Source organism: Pseudomonas sp. B6(2017) (genome assembly GCF_002112765.1).
Classification (GTDB): Bacteria; Pseudomonadota; Gammaproteobacteria; order Pseudomonadales; family Pseudomonadaceae; genus Aquipseudomonas; species Aquipseudomonas piscis.
The window spans coordinates 223,113-239,985 of the sequence record NZ_NEIQ01000011.1 but is presented as its reverse complement, the minus strand read 5'-3'; the positions used below and the strand labels follow the sequence as shown (position 1 = coordinate 239,985).

The window sequence follows — 16,873 nt, the reverse complement described above, 5'->3', positions numbered from 1 at the left end:
CCGCGCTCGGGAACACATGACGATCGGTAGTTTGATTCAAACTTCGTACTCAATGCCTACGCCATCGAATCTCAGACGGTCTTGTATATGCACTTTTTCTCCCAGCATGTTCTTCCCGGACAACAGGCCTGCCTCGAAAAGGCGTATGACCATCTGCAAGGCATGTTCGGAGTAACCAGCTGCATTCAATCGGCTGATCAAGGTCTTGTAGTCGAACTTCTCCTTGATCAAGTCGGAAAATATTTCCCTGACCTTGGAGTTGGCAGCATATTTGGTCATGCGCCTCTCGCCGTTTGATAGCACTTCCTTGGGTTCAAGCCTGAAATCCAGCGGATTGACCTTGTAGTAATCCTGTAAGGTGACCGTCCCGCCGTTCCAGCTGAACTCGGATATGCTGGACAACTGCTTCAACAACTTGCCAATCCAGCCGACCCTCATTGGCGTCAGCTCCGCATCGGAAAATTCATCGGAGAGTTCACTGCGCTGGTGTCGTCCAAGGGCGATCATCGTAGATGCCCGGTCCTTGAAGTCCGAGATCGCCCACTCCTCCCCTCCTGCCTTGTCAGTGAGTTGGTCGAACCATTGACGGCGATTGAAACGATCATCCTCGCTCTCCACTATCCTGCGCTTGTTCCAGAACTCGGAATCGGGCTCGGTGAAAGAGGCATAGGTGTAAAAAGAGGCGAGGAATTCGTGGTACTGCTCATAGGTTTCGCCATAGGTGCTCTTGTACCACTCATGGACCTGTGTGCTTTCGCTTGGATGCCGGGACAGATAATCGATCGCTGAAGCCGCGCAAACAGCGGATTGGGACGCGAGATGCACGCCCTGCGAAAACAACGGATCGGTAAAGCAGGCAGCGTCACCGCAAAGAAAGAAACGCCCGCTGGAAAAGGTGCTGGTGTCGTATGACCAATCACGAACGACCCTGACCTGTTCGATCTGCTCCGAATCGCCCAGCAACTCTTTGGCGCGTATGCACTTGGCCAGCGTGCGCCTGTAGAACTCATCCGGCCCCACCTCCTTTATCTCTCCTACCTTGCTGATATCGACGATCACACCAACGCTGTAGATATCCCCCTCGAGCGGAATCATCCACACCCAACCATCTTCGAAAGTTATCGAGAAGGTCGTACCGCGCAGGTCTCCTTGAAACGGATCCGGGCAGGAAAAATACGACCACACAGCAAGATTGCGATAGAACTCGTCATAACGACGAATTTTCAGTTGCCGGGCGAGAATGCTGTTGGCACCTGAAGCATCGATCAGATAGTCACCAGAAACCGTCGAGGATGCATCGCCCTGGCGCACTTCCAGAATGACCCTCTCAGGATCGCTTAAATCGACATGGGTTACCGCCGCCCCCTCGTGGACCGTCCCACCTCGGGCCATGACTTCCTTCAGGAGTAAATGGTCGAACACTTCTCGCTTGACCTGGATGGCATGATCGAAAACCCATTCAGCGGTGCTCTTCGGGGTTGAAAAGGAAAAAGTCCATGGCGGCTGGTTTTGTCCCCAGAGAAAGGTCGCGGAGGGTTTCTTGACGAACCGGGCCTCGTCGATGAGTGGCTGCAGGCCCAACCTGTTGAATATCGACATGGTCCCAGGAAGAAATGACTCGCCAATCCTGTACCGGGGAAAAGTCTCTTTTTCATAGATCGTGACCTTGTGTCCCAACTTAAGCAGAGTCAGTGCCGCCACAGACCCGGCCGGTCCACCACCAATGATGACTACATTGCCTGGTAACATTCCTGTTCTCCTTCAAGTCGCAATTAACGCTCGACGTTGCGTTTCTTTTTCGCTCTCTCCGAAACAGCAATTTCATCAACCATCCTGACTCTTACGGGCATCTTGAATCGCTCCAGCTTGCCTGCGAGAAAATCCATGGTTGCCTTTCTCAAGCCCTCGGCACTGATGGGGTATGCCGGTTTTACATTCACCCCTACCGCCTGGCCGGTAATAGCGTTGCTGATCCCGTATACGAGGCAGTCCTGGACCAGTGGACATGCAAGAAGCAAGGACTCGACCTCAATCGGCAGGACCTTCTCTCCGCCGACGTTGATCACCTCGTTCATCCGCCCGAGGATCTGTATCTCTCCATCGCTGCCCGACTCGGCCAGGTCCCCGGTGCGGAACCAACCATCTTCTGTCAGCGAAGTATTTTCGACGTTGAGATAACCAAGGAACTGGCTCGGTGACTTCAACTGGAGTTCGCCATCGACAATGCGATGTTCAAAACTCTCATCGACGATCTTGAAACGCGTGCTTTGCGAAGAAGCGCTCTGTGTCCCGGCTATTCCTGTTTCAGAGGTGCCGAATGTCTGGAGCAGCCGCACCCGTGGAAATATTTTTCGCAAATAGACCAGAAGCTGGGCTGGCATGGCTTCCGTGCCGTAGGTAATGAGTCTTAATGCCGACAAGTCGTAGCGTTGGTGGAAATCCCCAAGGCGCAACAAGTTCAGGAATGTCGGGTTGGCAGGCAAGACCTGCACCTGCTGCAACTCCAGCTCCCGGCACACGGCATCCGGTGTTCTCTCCCTGACCACGACCGCACAATTACCGGAAAACAATATGTTGATTAAAGTATTCACGCCGCCGATGTGGTCGAACATCAGAAACAGGATGACCACAAGCTGCCGCCCCCTGGACTCTTTGTCCTTTTCAGCGATCAGTTTGTCCAGGTCGTGCAGAATCGCCTTCGGTCTGCCGGTACTGCCGCTGGAAAGCAGGATCAACCCAGCGGCCCCACGGGCTTTGAGAGAGGAGTACAAAAGGTGCCGGGACTGGCCGGAGCAAGACTCGACGACCACATCCTCAAAGGCCCTGATCATGAAACTTGCATCACAGGAAACCTTCAGAGTTTCCTCGACCGAGGGCGTCAGGTTCGTAACCGGCGCAACGATGGCCTTGATGGCAGCCAGGGCCAGCAAGGCCAGGACTCCATTGGCCGAATAATTCCCATGCAGTAGCACCACGTGCCCAGGCGCGATGCCGGACTGAATGAAGTGCGTGGCCAGATCCCTGACCTTCTGCGCTACCTGCATGTACGAAAGCGCGACTTCCCCATCAACCAGTGCTCGACGAACACCTCTAGCTTCCAGGCCGCGCAGCCAACCTGCGTTGATCATCTGACCCCTCCTAGATAGAGCGTCTCGCCTGATACGAAGCCCGACGCCTCGGAAATAAGGAACTCCACCGGCCCGACCACATCCTGGAACTCACAGGGTCGCTTGATGGCCTGGCGGGCAATGAGTGCTTCGATCTTGTCCTTGTCCAGGGTCCTGGTAAGCGCTGTTCGCAGCGGGGGCAATCCCAGGGTATTCACGCGAATATTCAAGGGGGCGATTTCCCGGCTTAGAGAACGAGTGAACTGCTCTATCGCTGCCTTGCTGGTTGCATAGGCGAGTTGCCCTTCCAGGGAAAACAAGGTGGCGACTGAAGAGATATTCAGTATTGCCCCCGAACCACTACTGTTCTTGAGTAACTTCACCGCCTCGCGGCAGCACTGCATTACTGAAAACACATTCAAATCGTAGAGTTTTTTTGTATTGTCCAAATCGCTCAGCAGAAATGGTTCCATGACGGATGCACCCGCGTTATTGATCAACGCATCGATAAAGCCATAGCGCTTCCTTATTACATGGAACATTGCTGAAACAGACCTTGATTCAGTCAGGTCAACATTGAAGTGTGTGTAGCCGGGAGGCATCCTGGCTCCTTCCCTGCGACTACAACCAATGACCGTATGCCCTTTCCCGATCAGATGCTTGACCAACATTCGACCTAGTCCGGTACGTGTTCCCGTAACGAGGATCAGCATGAAGGCTTCCTAGCTAACTTCTAGAGCGGGGATCTCTTCCATGATGAACTCGACCAGCGTCGATGGATTTTGGAAAGGACTGACTTTTCGCGAAATAGCACGATCCGACGTCAGCGATACAGACAAATCATATTTGTCGGCGATCAACTCTTCGATCCGCATCATTAATGTCACCAACTGCAGGGAGTCGAACAGGCCATCCACTCCATATATGGTTACTTTGCTCATGTCTTCAACCGAAAGGCCATTGCTTTGACTGGCAATGCTCTCGGCCAATGATTGGTTCACGACACTATCGATATCTGCTCTGGTTGGCATGTTCTCACCTCACTATAGTGCATTAGTTGAAATGCTCAGGTTAGTAATGTCGAGTCAGCGACAAGGAATAATCTCCCTTGTACCAAATAACAGGATTTGAAATAGGAATTCTATTGAGCGACAGGGTCGCGTAGTGCCAGGAAGTTCATCGGCTTGACGCTCGCCACGACTTCACCGTCTTGATTGATGCCTTCGAGCAGGGAGATAACCAGGCCCCGATCGGGCTTGGAACGAGAGCGCCTGGTTTCCAGGATCGAAATCCGCAACCGCAGTTGATCACCAGGACGGACAGGCTTGAACCAGCGTATCTCATCGACCCCAGGGGAGGCACGACTGGCTACGGAGGATAGATAGTTATCAACGAACAGGCGCATCATCAGGCCCAGCGTATGCCATCCGCTGGCAATCAACCCTTGAAAAGGACCACTCGCCGCGGCCTGTGGATCGAGATGCATCATTTGCGGATCGAATTGCCTGGCGAACTCTATGATCTCGGATTCACCGACGTCCAATGGACCATACTCGAATACCGAGCCTTCGATATAGTCTTCAAAATAACGCTCATTAATAGGAGTGGAAAACGTCGACAGCTTCATCTTGATATTTCCTTTATCCATTAATAACCAACCCCTTGGGCAGGTCGCATACAGTCCCTTGGCGAAACTTTAACTATATGGTTAATTAAGCTCTACATACTCAGTGAAGCTAAAAATTTAGATTTACAAAAGAGCCAGGACCAGACCTCTTGCTTATACCTTCCGCTTGGAATTACAGGCATGTCAAGGAAAAATTTCACAAAACAAGATGTATCGTTTCAGTACTAGCCGAGGGTGTTGAATGCCCATCTTTGTTTAGATCAGCCCGATGCGCAATGGCTGTTTTTTTCTTATGGACGCATGATTATTCGATGAACGGTATGCTGGCCCAAGCATGGCAAAATTTACCAACCAGGGAAAATTATATATATCAGAAGGTACTAATTATCCGTATTGCCAGCTCGACTGTTGTCGCTCTAGCCCGCACTTTTCATCACCAATAGTTGCGCGGCAGAACTAAACCTTTGGTATGTTGCTCCCCCGCCAGCCAAAGAGAAATCCAAGGTGTCCAAGGTACAGCTCACCGCAGTCGATCAATCCAACTACGAACGAATCTGCGACCTTGAAGTGTTCGAGGAACAGGAAGACTACGTCGCATCCAACCTCTGGTCGCTGGTCCAGGCCAGCTATAACCCCACTTGCAGCGCACGCGCCATCTACCATGGGGACGAACCCGTAGGCCTGTTCCTGTGGAGCGCCGAGAGCCCGGGAAAAGTCTCCATCTGGCGCTTCATGGTGGACAAACAGCATCAGAACCGCGGCATTGGCCGTCAGGCCCTGGGCCTGCTGCTCGAGGAACTGCAGCAAATCCAGGGCCTGGCGCAGATCGAGATCTGCTACCACCCCCGCAACCCGATAGCCGGTAACTTCTATTCCAGTTTCGGTTTCGTAGAGACCGGCATGGACGAGGATGGTGACGACATGCTGGCGGTGATCGACTTGCCGCAGCCCGCCGCTGGCATTGCCTAGCCTGAGCAACTCCGTAGTTGCTGCAGCAGTTCGCCCTGCAAAGCCGCACTGCGGAAGAAGCCGAAGTGCCCCACCGCTCCGGCGGTGCGTGGAGTGCGTTTGACCTGCAGCGCGGCCGCTGGGTAGGCGTCATGCATCCGCTGCGCGGCGGCCCAGGGCACATAGTTGTCATCATCGAACACCCAGCTGACCAGGGGGATCGCCAGGCCCTCGTAACCACCCCGCCGGGCCAGGCCGAAACGCTCGGCCAGCAGATAGTCGGGCTCGCGAACCCAGCGTGACCACTCGAGCATCAGCCGGCTGGGCAAATTCTGGTGGCCCAGGCCCAGCAACCGTGCCGGAAACGTCGCGCTGAACCTGGCAACCAGCGGAATCAACAGGCCGAACAGCAAGCCCATGCGCAGCCGTTCGAGACCCGTCCAGCGCTTCCAATAGGGGAACGACCCGCAGATAAAGGCTGCTGCACGCAACTGCCCCGCCGCAGGAGATAACCCGAGCAACTGGGCGCCGATGCTGTGGCCGATGAAGTACAGCGGCAAGGCCGGACGCTCGGCACTGCAGAACTCGATGGCGGCGCTGATATCCTGTACGCCCCAGTCGGCCAGGGAGCATCGGACATTCGATGGCAGCTCATCCTGTGCCCCGCGATAGCTGTACAGCAGCACATCGAAGCCACCCTGGACGGCCAGGTCCGCAAAAGCCCGGTAGAAGCCGCGCCGCACGCCCAACGCGCCGGACACCAGGATCACTCCCTGCGCCGGCCCCTGCGCATCATGGTAATCACCCGGCAGCAAGACACCGTCGGCGCATTGAATCTCCACCTCTCGGCTCATGTCCGCACTCCCCGCTTGAACAAGCGATCGACCAGCACCCGGGTGGGCTTGCGAGTGCGCAAGGGCCGTTGCACCAGGTTGCCGGCGCAGTTAGGGCAGCAATAGGCCAACCGCACGGCACAAGGCTCGCAGAAGGTGCATTCATAGGAGCAGATGTACGCCCCGCCGCTATCGCTCAAGGCGCTGGCGCAGGCCTGACAACGGGTTTTCATCTTCAGCATGGATACCTCTGCATTCCTGGACGAACCTGAATGAAACAGCGCCCTGTACTTGCGAGCGCTGCGTGCTAGCATCACATACCGACAGTATGTAAAAAGGCATGAGTATGAATGTCAAGAGCCGGCAACAGGAAAACTCCGAACTGACCCGCGATGCCCTGCTGGACAGCGCCCGTGAGCAGTTCATCGCCCACGGTTACACCGGGGTCTCCATCGACAGCATCGCCAGCCAGGCGCGGGTGACCAAGGGGGCGTTCTACCACCACTTCGCCAACAAGAAGGAATTGCTCGCCCAGTGCTATGAGCAACAGATGCGCATGATCGCCCAGGCCCTGGACCAGGTGCCGGCGACAGATGATCCCTGGTCGCGGGCCCAACAGTTGGCCACGGCGTTCATCGATACCGTGATGCGCCAGCGCAAGCGGTTGTTGTCGTTGCAGGAAGTGATCAGCGTGCTGGGCTGGGAAGACTGGAAAGCCATCGACTCACGCTACACCCTGCACCACATCGCCAAGCTGATGCATGAGCTGCATGCCGCCGGACGGGTCAAGCCCTACGACCCGAACAACCTGACCAACCTGGTCTACGGCTTCCTCACCCAGGCGGCCATCAGCATCAAGGATGCCCGGGACAAGCCCCAGGCCGCGGGCGAAATGAAACTGATCATCCGCGACTTCTTCGATAGCCTGAAGCCCAATGGCCACTGACCTGGGCCTCGGAAACCTCGGCGAGCGAGCTTCTGCCGGGCGCCGATCGACGTTAGTCTTGATCGCCCGCCCCCTGCCCAGGCCCTGTTGATGATGTCTTGCACTACCCAGTTCTGGCGCGATCCACAGCTGCCCTACGTCGAGAGTCGAAGGGCCTGCGACAGCCGCGCCAACTACAAGGCCCACAGTCATCCCACGCTCTCCATCGGCGCGGTGGACCGTGGCGAAAGCATCTTCACGGGAGCCTCTGCGGGGCCGACGCTGATCCGCGCCGGCAGCGTGGTGTGGGTTCCGGCCGATTGCGTGCACGCTTGCAACCCCCACCCAGGCACGGCCTGGAGCTACCAGATGCTGCACCTGGATGCCGCCTGGGTGGAGGCCCTGCGCCAGGAACAGCCCGGCGCTGCGGCCAGGTCCAGGCGCCAGGTCCTGCTCAACGACACCCCGCGGCTCTATCAAGGCTTCTGCCGGCTCAACGAGTTGCTGTTTTCCGCCGCCAGCTGGCAGGACAAGGAAGCAGCGCTGATTGAGTTCATCGGTGGCTTCTCGACCGGGGAACAACCGACGCTCACCCTGGCCGCCGACCTTGCCCAGGCCAGCGCTGGAGTCCGCCGGGTCGTGGCCTTCTTGCGCCAGGCCCCGCAAGCCACAAGCCCGTTGGCAGAATTGGCGCAACTGGCCGGCATCAGCCGTTACCAGTTGATCCGGGCCTTTCGCAGCGCCACCGGAATGACGCCCCACGCCTTCCAGCTGAACCAGCGGATCATCCAGGCCCGATCCTCGCTACAAGCCGGCGAGGCTCCTGCGGCCCTGGCCCAACGCCTGGGTTTCGCCGACCAGGCGCACTTCCAGCGGGTGTTCAAGGCCCATGTCGGCGTCACCCCAGGGCTGTACAAGGCCTGAGGCCGCGCAATTTTCTTCAATACCCGGCCCGTGGCGCCAAGCAGACTTCCTGCCCCTCTTGCTCTGTGGAAGTCTTGCTCATGTTCGAACAGTTCCTGCTGGTGGCTGCCGCGCATTTTCTTGCCCTGCTCTCCCCCGGCCCCGATTTTTTCCTGGTGGCCCGCATGTCCATGGCCACCGGTTGGCGCTCGGCCACCGGGGCCTGCCTGGGAATCGCCCTGGCCAACGGCGTATTCATCGTCCTGGCATTTGCCGGAGTCTCGGTATTGCGCCCGGACGGCCTGCTGTTCCTGGTGATCCAGGTGGCCGGCTGTGCCTACTTGATGTATGTGGGCGGGCTGTTCATCTGCCATGCCGGCGGCAGCTCGCTGACCACGGTGACGTCCCATGGCCAGGACCGGGCCGGCTGGTGGCGCGGGCTGGGCATGGGTTTCCTGTCAGGCATCCTCAACCCCAAGAACGCGCTGTTCTACGCCAGCCTGGCATCGCTGGTCGGTGCTGGGCTCAACAACGGCTGGAAGCTGGCCTACGGCCTGTGGATGTTCAGCGTGGTACTGGCCTGGGATGTGCTGGTGGCCGTGGCCATCGGCAATGGCCGGCTCCGCCTGCGCTTCTCCCGGGTCCTGCCCTGGCTCGAGCGCTGCACCGGGGCGATGCTCATCCTGCTGGCCCTGGGGGTACTGGGCGCGATGCTGGTGCGCACTTGCTGGCTGTGGGGAGTCGGGCTGCGCTGCTGACTGGTCGTTGTCTGGCCGCAGCCGATTACAAATGAACAACAAAGCCCAGCATGGTTGTCATACCGCTAACCGATATTGTCCTTCAACGCCGCCAGCGCGCCCCCCATCCATCCAAGGAGAACCGCCATGCCACAAGAGCCCCGCCTGGGATGCGGCGCCGCCATCGTGCGCGACGGCCGACTGCTGCTGGTCAAGCGCCTGCGAGACCCCGAGGCCGGGCACTGGGGCCTGCCGGGAGGCAAGGTCGACTGGCTCGAGCCGGTGGAACAGGCCATGCGCCGGGAGATCCTCGAAGAGCTGGGCCTGACGCTGCAAGGCGTCAGTCTGCTGTGCGTGGTCGACCAGATCGATCCGCAGCGCGGCGAACACTGGGTGGCGCCGGTGTACCTGGCTTCGGCGCCCGCCATGGCGCCTTGCAACCTCGAACCGCACAAGCACAGCGAGATCGCCTGGTTCGAGCTCGATCGCCTGCCGCAACCGCTGACCCAGGCCACCCGCACCGCGGTACGGGCGCTGGTGCAGATCGCTGCGGTGGAGTCTTGATCGGTACACATCGCTGGATCCTCGTTGTGCTGCTGGGCCTTGGCGGGCTGGCCAGGGCCGGGGAACCAGCGCCACAGCACCTGCTGCGGCCCGATGGCTCGTCAATCAGCTATTACCTGCAGCAACGCCAGCCATCCGGGCCGTCAAGCTCGCTGCTGGTGATCCTCCAGGGTTCGGATTGCAACAGCGTGAGCCATATAACGAGCATCCCCCTCCTGGCCCAGGCGATGCCCGAGGCCGATGTACTGACCGTGGAAAAGTACGGGCTCGAGGCGACCCTGCCCTACAGCCAGGACGCCGAACGCGCGGATTGCCCGCAGGCCTACCTGGAGCACGACAGTCCGACGCAGCGCACGGACGACCTGCAAGCGGTGATCCAGCACCTGCGCCAACAACGCCATTACGCCTCGGTAATAGCCCTGGGCGGCAGCGAAGGCGCGGTGATCGCCCATGCCCTGGCCGCACGCCCGGGTGTCGTCGATGCCACCGTGGCCTTCAACGGCGGTGGCCAGTGGTTTGCCGACGACCTGTTGCACAGCGTCGATAGCAGCGATCTGCCGGTGGCGGAAAAAGCCGAAGCGCGCCAGGGTTTGCAGGCCTTCATCCAACAGGTGCAAGGGCAGCCATCGGCCGACCTGCGAGCCAGTGGCCACGGTGCCCGCTGGTGGCAAGAGGTACTGCGACTTGATCAACTGGCCCTGCTGCAAGACAGCCATACCCCCGCGCTGCTCATCCAGGCCATGGCCGACCAGTCGGTATCGGTGCCGGCGGTCATGGCTATGGTCGAGCAACTGCGCCGGGACGCCCGCCCGGGAGTGGATTTTCGGCCTTATCCCGGCCTGGGCCATCGCTTCGACGATCACCACGGACAAAGCCACATGCCCACCGTGGTAGAGGACATCGCCCTCTGGCTGCGCCAGTTGCCACCCCCTGGCGACAAGCGCGGCTGAGTGCCCGGCAACGGCCATGGAGTGCGACCGATGGCCGCAGGCTTTGGTCTAATTAGCCCGCCGCGTCCTTCGTCCGTTTGTTACCATGCGCGGGTTTTTTGCCTGTCTGGCTGTTCAAAGGGCGTTATTTCATGAGTGTTCTACTGACTCGCCGCACGCTGCTCACCAGCGCCGGAGTACTCGGCCTGGGCCTGCTGGCCGGTTGTGACAATAGTCCCCGGCTGTCTTTCAAATACGGCAAGGACCTGAGCAATCAGATTCTCGGCCGTACCTTCAAGCTCACCGATTCCCAGGGCGAAACCAAATCGCTGTCCAGCTACCGTGGCCTGATGCCGATGATCTTCTTCGGTTTCACCCAGTGCCCGGCCGTCTGCCCCACGACCCTGGCCCGCGCGGCGCAGGCCAAGAAGCTGATGGGCCGTGACGGCGATCGCCTCAAGGTGGTGTTCATCACCCTGGATCCCGAGCGCGACACTCCCGCGGTGCTGGATGCCTACGTCAAGGCCTTCGATCCAAGCTTCGAGGCGCTGTACGGCACCCTGGAAGAAACCGCGGCCACGGCCAAGGAATTCGGGGTGTTCTATGAAAAGATCCCCAGCGGCGACACCTATACCCTTTCGCACACCGCTACCAGTTTCGTCTTCGACTCCCGCGGCACCTTGCGCCTGGGCCTGTCCCAGTCCCTGAACGCCCAGGAGTGCGCAGAAGATCTGCTCACCGTCATGGAGGTCTGTTAATGACTCTGCAACCCCGTTCATTGCGTTTCAAATCTGCCCTGCTGCTGGCTTCCCTGCTGGGCCTGGCCAACGCCGCCAGCGCTGCCACCCAGGTCGACAACGCCTGGGTCCGCGCCACCGTCGCCGGCCAGCACGCCAGTGGCGCCTTCATGGACATCACGGCCAGCAGCGATAGCAAGCTGGTGCAAGTGCAGTCGCCGGTGGCCAAGAACGTGCAGATCCATCAATCGAGCATGCACAACGACGTGATGAGCATGCAGCAGGTGCAGGCTATCGCCTTGCCGGCCGGCCAGAAGGTCAGCCTGGACACCCAGGGCTACCACGTGATGCTCATGGAGCTGGTAGGCCAGATCAAGGCCGGCGACAAGGTACCGCTGACCCTGACCGTGGAAAACGCCAAGGGTGAGAAGGAAACCATCAAGGTCGACGCCGAGGCTCGTGCTCTCAACGCACCGGACCACGGCGCCATGGGCCATGGCTCGATGGACCACGGCAAGATGCAGCACTGAGCCTGCACTGCTTGAAACAAGCCGCTGTCCCGCCAAGGCCAGCGGCTTTTTTGTGTCTGCGCCTACCACGGTGCTGAACCTATTCCCCCCCGCCCTGCCCTTGTGCGAACCTGCGCGCGCAGCGCGAACTGCTAGCCCAATGCCATCCAGGAAGGCTGCCAGCGCTGTGCCGAGGAGCTGATCCTTGGCGCGGCTCATAACCACCAAGGATTGAATATGCCGTCAAATCGCCCCGTCATTCATGTGCTGTTCTTCGTTGGCAACTCCGGAACTTGTGCCGTGCTGCCATTGACCGATGTCTACGAGGCGGTGGTTCATCCACCCTCTGCCTTGCTCGAGCAGGCCTCACCTAGATTGACGATCAGCCGCTCAACGAGCGCTGGCCAAGCCCGATCGCCGTTGAAAGTGGCATCGTTCACCACCCTCTATGGAGAGAACGGCAGCGGCAAGACCGCCCTGTTGCTGGAACTGTGCCGGGCGCTGGCCAAGTGGCAGCCGCAGGAGAAGCTCAGCCTGCTCTGGGAAGATGAGCAGGGGCTGCATCTTTCCCGGGGGAGCTCACTCAAGGACGTTCAACTGCATTCGGAACTTGAGATTGACCAGGGGCAGAAGGCCTCGCAGCCGAACCTCTCGACGCTGTTCTACACCACCTCGCCCTTTGAAAAGCTGCGGCGCAATCGCCTGCGTCGCCTGGGTGTAAAAGATATCAGCCCCAGGTTTGGCAAGGATGTGGAGTCGGAACTGGTGGCGGCCTTCACGGCCTATCCCCACCTCAAGGAACGAGTCACCTTTGTCGACCAAGCCCAGGTCACGCTGAAGCTCAAGACGGTGTCGCTGGTGGAGTTGATGACGGTTTATCGTCCCGATAGTTCGGCACACAAGGCACTGGATCCCGAGCTGAAGAAACGCCTGCTGGAGTTGGAGCATAACGCTTCGCGTGAAGCGAAATTCATCTGGTCCTATGCGATTCTGGAAGGGGCTGAAAGCCTCACGGCACAAAACCTGTACGACTTGATCGATGAATTGCAGGAGCTGGTCCAGGATCACCACCCGTGGCTGAGCAAGGCCCTGAGCGACCCGGAATTTGTCCTCGAGCAGCTAACGGAGCACCCTGCATTGCTTAAGCAATTGACCAAGGCCAGGTACGCATTGGTGATGGTCAAGTTGCTGTTCGCCGACCTCAACTCCTGGAGCCGCAAGTCCAGGCTTGGCTACCTGGATCAGCAGGTCGGAGAACACATCCGCCAATACCCCCATAGCTATGCCGAATTGAGCAACCTGGGGTTGCTGCAGTTCTCCTTCACCCAGCTGAGTTCCGGCCAAGCCAGCATGATGTCTCTCTACTGCGCGGTGGCCAGGGCCTTTGGAGAGTTCGAACAGGCTTTCCCGGAGCAATCGATGTTGCTGTGCATCGACGAAGGCGAGATGTTCATGCACCCCAAGTGGCAGCGCATCTACATCTTCGACCTGCTGGACTTCATCGGCCACTTCGGCCAGTTGGCCAAGCGCACCCATGTGCTGATTTCCACCCACTCGCTGATCGTCGCGGCCGATACCCCTGCCGGACGGTTGTTCGATCTGGATAAAGCACGGCTGACCAATGCCTTTGGCTACACCCCCAAGCAGACCCTGAGCGAGGTATTCGAGGTCGAGGATTTCACCGGCGAGTTCAACCATCAACGCCTGGAGCGGCTCGCCGCAGTGCTCAACGGCGAGGTCCGGGGTCTCCAGGCACTGAGCCAGGCCCGGCACATCGCCGACTCCCTGGCCAACGACGAACTCCGGCGCCATGTACAGCAACAGCTGGATGTCCTGGGGGGCCGTGCCAATGCTCAAGCTTGAGGCATCCACCGCCACGATCAACAGCCACCTGGCGACCCTGGGCCAGCGGTTTGACGAGGAGATGACGAAATGGAAGGCATCTTTTACCGGATACCCGCCCTTCACCGCTTCGCTGCACAAGCTGTTGTTGAGGAACCGCAATGCGCTCCTGGTCGGTAGCGTCGCCGAACTACGGGCGCTGATCGAGGCTATCGACCTCGCCACCGGCTCGACCTTGACTCCCTACATGCATGCCCGTCAGCAAAAGTCCTTCACAAAGCAAAGCCACATGGAGAAGCTGCTCAAGGCCCTCGACAAGGTCTTCGACTACGACAAGTTCATCTACAAGAGCCAGGGCTGGAACGCCTACAAGCTGGTGGGCAGCCACGGGCTGCGCATCTGTCCTTATTGCCACCTGAATCATGTGAACTACCACGGCCAGGCCACGAGCAATGCCACGCCCAAGAAGCTGGAGATGCGCCCACCCCTGGATCACTTCCTGCCCAAATCCATCTACCCCTACCTGGCGGTGTCGCTGCACAACCTGGTCCCCAGTTGCCACCAGTGCAACTCGTCGATCAAGGGCGATGAAGTTCCGGGTGCCGATCTTCCCCACCCCTTCGATCCTGCCGTCGCCCTGGACATGAGCTTCGGTATCAAGGGCTCGGCCCTGGCTATCCACGGCGTTACCAATGGCGAGATCAGCCTGGCGGTGACAGGCAACGGCGCCTGGGATGAATTTTCCCGGTTCTTTTACCTGGAGGAGCGCTACCAGTGGTACACCCCCGAAGTGAGCGACATGCTCAAGCGCCAGCGCGACCTGGACGAAAGCGACAAGATCGTCCAGTCACTGGTCCGGCGCCCGGCATTTATCCTCGGCTTCAATCCGGACGACTGTGAAAGGCGCGCCCTGGGCATCTGCCTGCACAGCATCGCCCGGCAACAAGGGATTATCTGAGCCTTAATAATCCAGGCCCCGCGCCAGCCATACCGTGAACCCGCAGCAGTCGGGGTCTTCACTGACATGCCGGACCACCTCGAAGCCATGGGTGTCGAGCAGCGTGCAGTACTCGCCGGGGTCAAGGCTGGCGTGGTACAGCGCCTGCCCCTCAAATTCACCAATGGCCTCGCCCGCCGCCGGGCCACTGGTGAACATCAGTGCACAACCTGGGCGGGCGTGGCGCTCGAACACCGCGAACATCGCTCGCTGATCGTCCGGCGCCAGGTGGAACAGGCTATTCCAGGCCAGGATGCCGGCGAAATCCTCCCCCAGGGCCAGGTCGCGCATATCCGCGTGGATCCAGCGCTGCTCGCCATGTCGTTGCCGGCACAGTTCCAGCAATGCGTTGGAGCTGTCGACCCCGGTCAGCTCGCAGCCATGCTCGATCAGGTAACCGGCCAACGGCTCGGCGCCACCACAGCCCAGGTCCAGCACCTGCCGCCCAGCGCCCATGAGCTGGCGAAAGCGCTGCAACCAGGCCAGCTCGGACTGAAAGCCACGGGTATTGGCGCGGCGAACCTGATCCCAGGCCGTGGCATGGCGCTGGTACAAGTCGACAATATGGCGGGCGGAGTCATCCATGGCGAACCTGCAATCACAAGAAAAGGCGTCGATTAAACTCCGATGAAGCTCCCGCCACAATCTGCAATAGCCTCGCGACTAGAGCTGCGCGACCACAGGCAGGTCGCGGCGTACCTGGCGCACCGAGACGAACAACAGCAACGACAGCCCGGCATACAAGCCGAACAACCAGCTCGCCGCCCGGGCTGCCCCGGCCAGGTCATTACCGCTACCAAGCCCCGCCAGGTTGACGATCATCCCCGCCAGCGCCGCTCCCAGCGCTGTAGCCACCAGTTGCACGGTGGTGATCGAAGCCCCGGCCAGCTCCTTCTGGTCGGCAGGGGCGCTCTCCAGGACCCGCGCCAGTAGGTGCGGCCAGGCCAGGCCTATACCGACCCCCACCAGCACCATGGCCAGGCAGATTGCCCCCAGGCTCGCCAGGCTGCTGGCGGCGGGCATGGCCAGGCAGGCCAGGAGCAACCCGGCCACCACCAGCAACGGCGCGCTGGCTACCGCCCGGGCCGCAGCGCCCGCCCCCAGCCCGGAGCTGGCCAGCGCCCCCAAGGTCCAGCCCGCGGCCATCAAGGCGGCGATGTAACCGGCCAGCAACGGCGTCTGGTGATGCAGCACCTGGAGGAACAATGGCACGAAGACCTCGCTGGTCATGCCCACTACCAGCAACGCCATGGACAGGTACAGCGGCAGCAACAGGCTGCCGGGTTTCAAGCTGCCACGGGGCAACAGGCGCTTTGCCGAGCGGTTCTCCATGGCCCCCACCACCAGCAACAGGCCCAGGCCCACGGCCAGCCCCAGGACGTTGTACAGCGCCGAGGCGCTGACGCTGCCAACGGAAATAGCCAGGACCATGACCGTCAGCAGCACCAACTGCAGGCCGGGGATTGGAGTACGTGGCATCGGTTCTCGGCTCCTTCCCGGTAACAGGGCGACGGCCAGCAGCATGAACAGCAAGGTACAAGGCAAGAGCACCCAGAATGCCGCACGCCAGCTGCCGTGCTCGGCGAATACCCCACCCACCGCCGGCCCGATCAACGTAGCCATGCCCCACATGGCCGAGATCAGCGCCATCGCCCGGGGCCATAGCGGTTCATCGAACACCAGGCGGATCATCGCGTAGGGCAAGGCGAACAACAGGCCACCGCCCAGCCCCTGGACACTGCGCCCGACAATCAGCCAGGCCATGTCCGGCGCCAGCGCACACAAACCGCAGCCCAGCATGAACACCCCGCCCGCCAGGGCATACGCCAGCTTCGGGCCCAGCACCGCCAGGGCCCGGGTCGAGAGCACGGAGCCGATGATCGAGGCGACCACGAACAGCGTGGTGTTCCAGGCGTAGTAGTCCAGGCCGCCGATGTCTTGCACCACCGATGGCAGCAAAGTGGTGACCAGGTAGATGTTGATTGCATGCAGCGCGACGCCCCCGGCCAGGGCAGCGGAGCGCAGCCCATTCTTGCCCAGTAGCAGTGCCGACCAGCCCGTTGTCGATACCATGGCTTGTTCCTGTCTGGTTGTTCGAGAAGGCGCACTGTATTACACAAGCAATTACTTTGATAATTGGTTTTTTCAGCATCGACCACTCCCCGCTCCTATCGCCCACCCCGACGGACAATCTCCAGGCCAGGCCCGCATAGCC

General features: G+C 59.9%; 19 protein-coding genes. 10 read left to right on the top strand and 9 right to left on the bottom strand.

The genetic code is table 11. The annotated features are described in order from the left end of the window. Positions 1-36: 36 nt before the first annotated feature. The 5 genes from cmlS to CAG11_RS20330 all read right to left on the bottom strand — a co-directional run bounded on the left by cmlS (position 37) and on the right by CAG11_RS20330 (position 4,734). Positions 37-1,749, bottom strand: a complete 1,713-nt coding sequence (gene cmlS / locus CAG11_RS20350) for a chloramphenicol-biosynthetic FADH2-dependent halogenase CmlS (RefSeq protein WP_085597642.1) — start codon at positions 1,747-1,749, stop codon at positions 37-39. Between the two features lie 23 nt (positions 1,750-1,772). Then, positions 1,773-3,128 carry a fatty acid--CoA ligase family protein gene (locus CAG11_RS20345; RefSeq protein WP_085597641.1) on the bottom strand — a complete coding sequence of 452 codons (1,356 nt, stop codon included), beginning with the start codon at positions 3,126-3,128 and terminating at the stop codon, positions 1,773-1,775. Further along, on the bottom strand, positions 3,125-3,820 hold the full coding sequence (locus CAG11_RS20340) for an SDR family NAD(P)-dependent oxidoreductase (RefSeq protein ID WP_085597640.1): 696 nt from the start codon (positions 3,818-3,820) through the stop codon (positions 3,125-3,127). Before CAG11_RS20340 ends, CAG11_RS20345 begins: the two co-directional genes overlap by 4 nt. 9 nt (positions 3,821-3,829) lie before the next feature. After that, positions 3,830-4,138, bottom strand: a complete 309-nt coding sequence (locus tag CAG11_RS20335; RefSeq protein ID WP_085597639.1) for a hypothetical protein — start codon at positions 4,136-4,138, stop codon at positions 3,830-3,832. 110 nt (positions 4,139-4,248) lie between these two features. Beyond that, the gene (locus CAG11_RS20330; protein ID WP_085597638.1) at positions 4,249-4,734 is read right to left on the bottom strand and encodes a MaoC family dehydratase; all 486 of its coding nucleotides are present in this window, start codon (positions 4,732-4,734) and stop codon (positions 4,249-4,251) included. Between the two features lie 504 nt (positions 4,735-5,238). Between CAG11_RS20330 and CAG11_RS20325 the strand changes: the two genes are divergently transcribed. Beyond that, complete coding sequence (locus CAG11_RS20325) at positions 5,239-5,703, top strand: N-acetyltransferase (protein ID WP_085597637.1); 465 nt, start codon at positions 5,239-5,241, stop codon at positions 5,701-5,703. On the opposite strand, the gene CAG11_RS20320 is transcribed toward CAG11_RS20325, so the two are convergent. Together CAG11_RS20320 and CAG11_RS20315 are read right to left on the bottom strand one after the other, a co-directional pair. Next, positions 5,700-6,536, bottom strand: a complete 837-nt coding sequence (locus CAG11_RS20320) for a serine aminopeptidase domain-containing protein (protein WP_085597636.1) — start codon at positions 6,534-6,536, stop codon at positions 5,700-5,702. The two genes, CAG11_RS20325 and CAG11_RS20320, sit on opposite strands and share 4 nt — an antisense overlap. Continuing rightward, a complete protein-coding gene (locus tag CAG11_RS20315) occupies positions 6,533-6,757 on the bottom strand; it encodes a DUF1272 domain-containing protein (RefSeq protein ID WP_085597635.1) in 225 nt (74 codons plus the stop codon). Before CAG11_RS20315 ends, CAG11_RS20320 begins: the two co-directional genes overlap by 4 nt. A 98-nt stretch (positions 6,758-6,855) precedes the next feature. Here CAG11_RS20315 and CAG11_RS20310 point away from each other — a divergent pair, with 98 nt between their 5' ends. The 9 genes from CAG11_RS20310 (at position 6,856) to CAG11_RS20270 (ending at position 14,619) form a co-directional block, all read left to right on the top strand. Then, positions 6,856-7,461, top strand: coding sequence for a TetR/AcrR family transcriptional regulator (locus CAG11_RS20310; protein ID WP_177409133.1), 606 nt, complete (start codon positions 6,856-6,858; stop codon positions 7,459-7,461). Positions 7,462-7,554: 93 nt separating this feature from the next. Next, positions 7,555-8,364 (top strand): AraC family transcriptional regulator, encoded by an 810-nt coding sequence (locus CAG11_RS20305; RefSeq protein WP_085597671.1) that lies wholly within the window; start codon positions 7,555-7,557, stop codon positions 8,362-8,364. A gap of 80 nt (positions 8,365-8,444) precedes the next feature. Beyond that, a complete protein-coding gene (locus tag CAG11_RS20300) occupies positions 8,445-9,101 on the top strand; it encodes a LysE family translocator (RefSeq protein ID WP_085597633.1) in 657 nt (218 codons plus the stop codon). 126 nt (positions 9,102-9,227) lie between these two features. Next, positions 9,228-9,644 (top strand): NUDIX domain-containing protein, encoded by a 417-nt coding sequence (locus CAG11_RS20295; RefSeq protein ID WP_085597632.1) that lies wholly within the window; start codon positions 9,228-9,230, stop codon positions 9,642-9,644. Further along, positions 9,641-10,594, top strand: a complete 954-nt coding sequence (locus CAG11_RS20290) for an alpha/beta hydrolase (protein WP_143494666.1) — start codon at positions 9,641-9,643, stop codon at positions 10,592-10,594. Before CAG11_RS20295 ends, CAG11_RS20290 begins: the two co-directional genes overlap by 4 nt. Positions 10,595-10,725: 131 nt before the next feature. Continuing rightward, complete coding sequence (locus tag CAG11_RS20285; RefSeq protein ID WP_031321714.1) at positions 10,726-11,331, top strand: SCO family protein; 606 nt, start codon at positions 10,726-10,728, stop codon at positions 11,329-11,331. Beyond that, entirely contained in the window at positions 11,331-11,840 is a 510-nt protein-coding gene (locus CAG11_RS20280; RefSeq protein ID WP_085597630.1) for a copper chaperone PCu(A)C, read from the top strand. The genes CAG11_RS20285 and CAG11_RS20280 overlap by 1 nt, the downstream gene beginning before the upstream one ends. A gap of 216 nt (positions 11,841-12,056) precedes the next feature. Then, positions 12,057-13,682 (top strand): ATP-binding protein, encoded by a 1,626-nt coding sequence (locus CAG11_RS20275; RefSeq protein WP_143494664.1) that lies wholly within the window; start codon positions 12,057-12,059, stop codon positions 13,680-13,682. Continuing rightward, entirely contained in the window at positions 13,630-14,619 is a 990-nt protein-coding gene (locus tag CAG11_RS20270; protein WP_143494662.1) for a hypothetical protein, read from the top strand. The genes CAG11_RS20275 and CAG11_RS20270 overlap by 53 nt, the downstream gene beginning before the upstream one ends. 3 nt (positions 14,620-14,622) lie before the next feature. Here CAG11_RS20270 and CAG11_RS20265 read toward each other — a convergent pair whose 3' ends face one another. Together CAG11_RS20265 and CAG11_RS20260 are read right to left on the bottom strand one after the other, a co-directional pair. Continuing rightward, the gene (locus CAG11_RS20265; protein ID WP_085597627.1) at positions 14,623-15,243 is read right to left on the bottom strand and encodes a trans-aconitate 2-methyltransferase; all 621 of its coding nucleotides are present in this window, start codon (positions 15,241-15,243) and stop codon (positions 14,623-14,625) included. A gap of 78 nt (positions 15,244-15,321) precedes the next feature. Further along, positions 15,322-16,731 (bottom strand): MFS transporter, encoded by a 1,410-nt coding sequence (locus tag CAG11_RS20260; RefSeq protein WP_085597626.1) that lies wholly within the window; start codon positions 16,729-16,731, stop codon positions 15,322-15,324. Positions 16,732-16,873 lie beyond the last annotated feature (142 nt).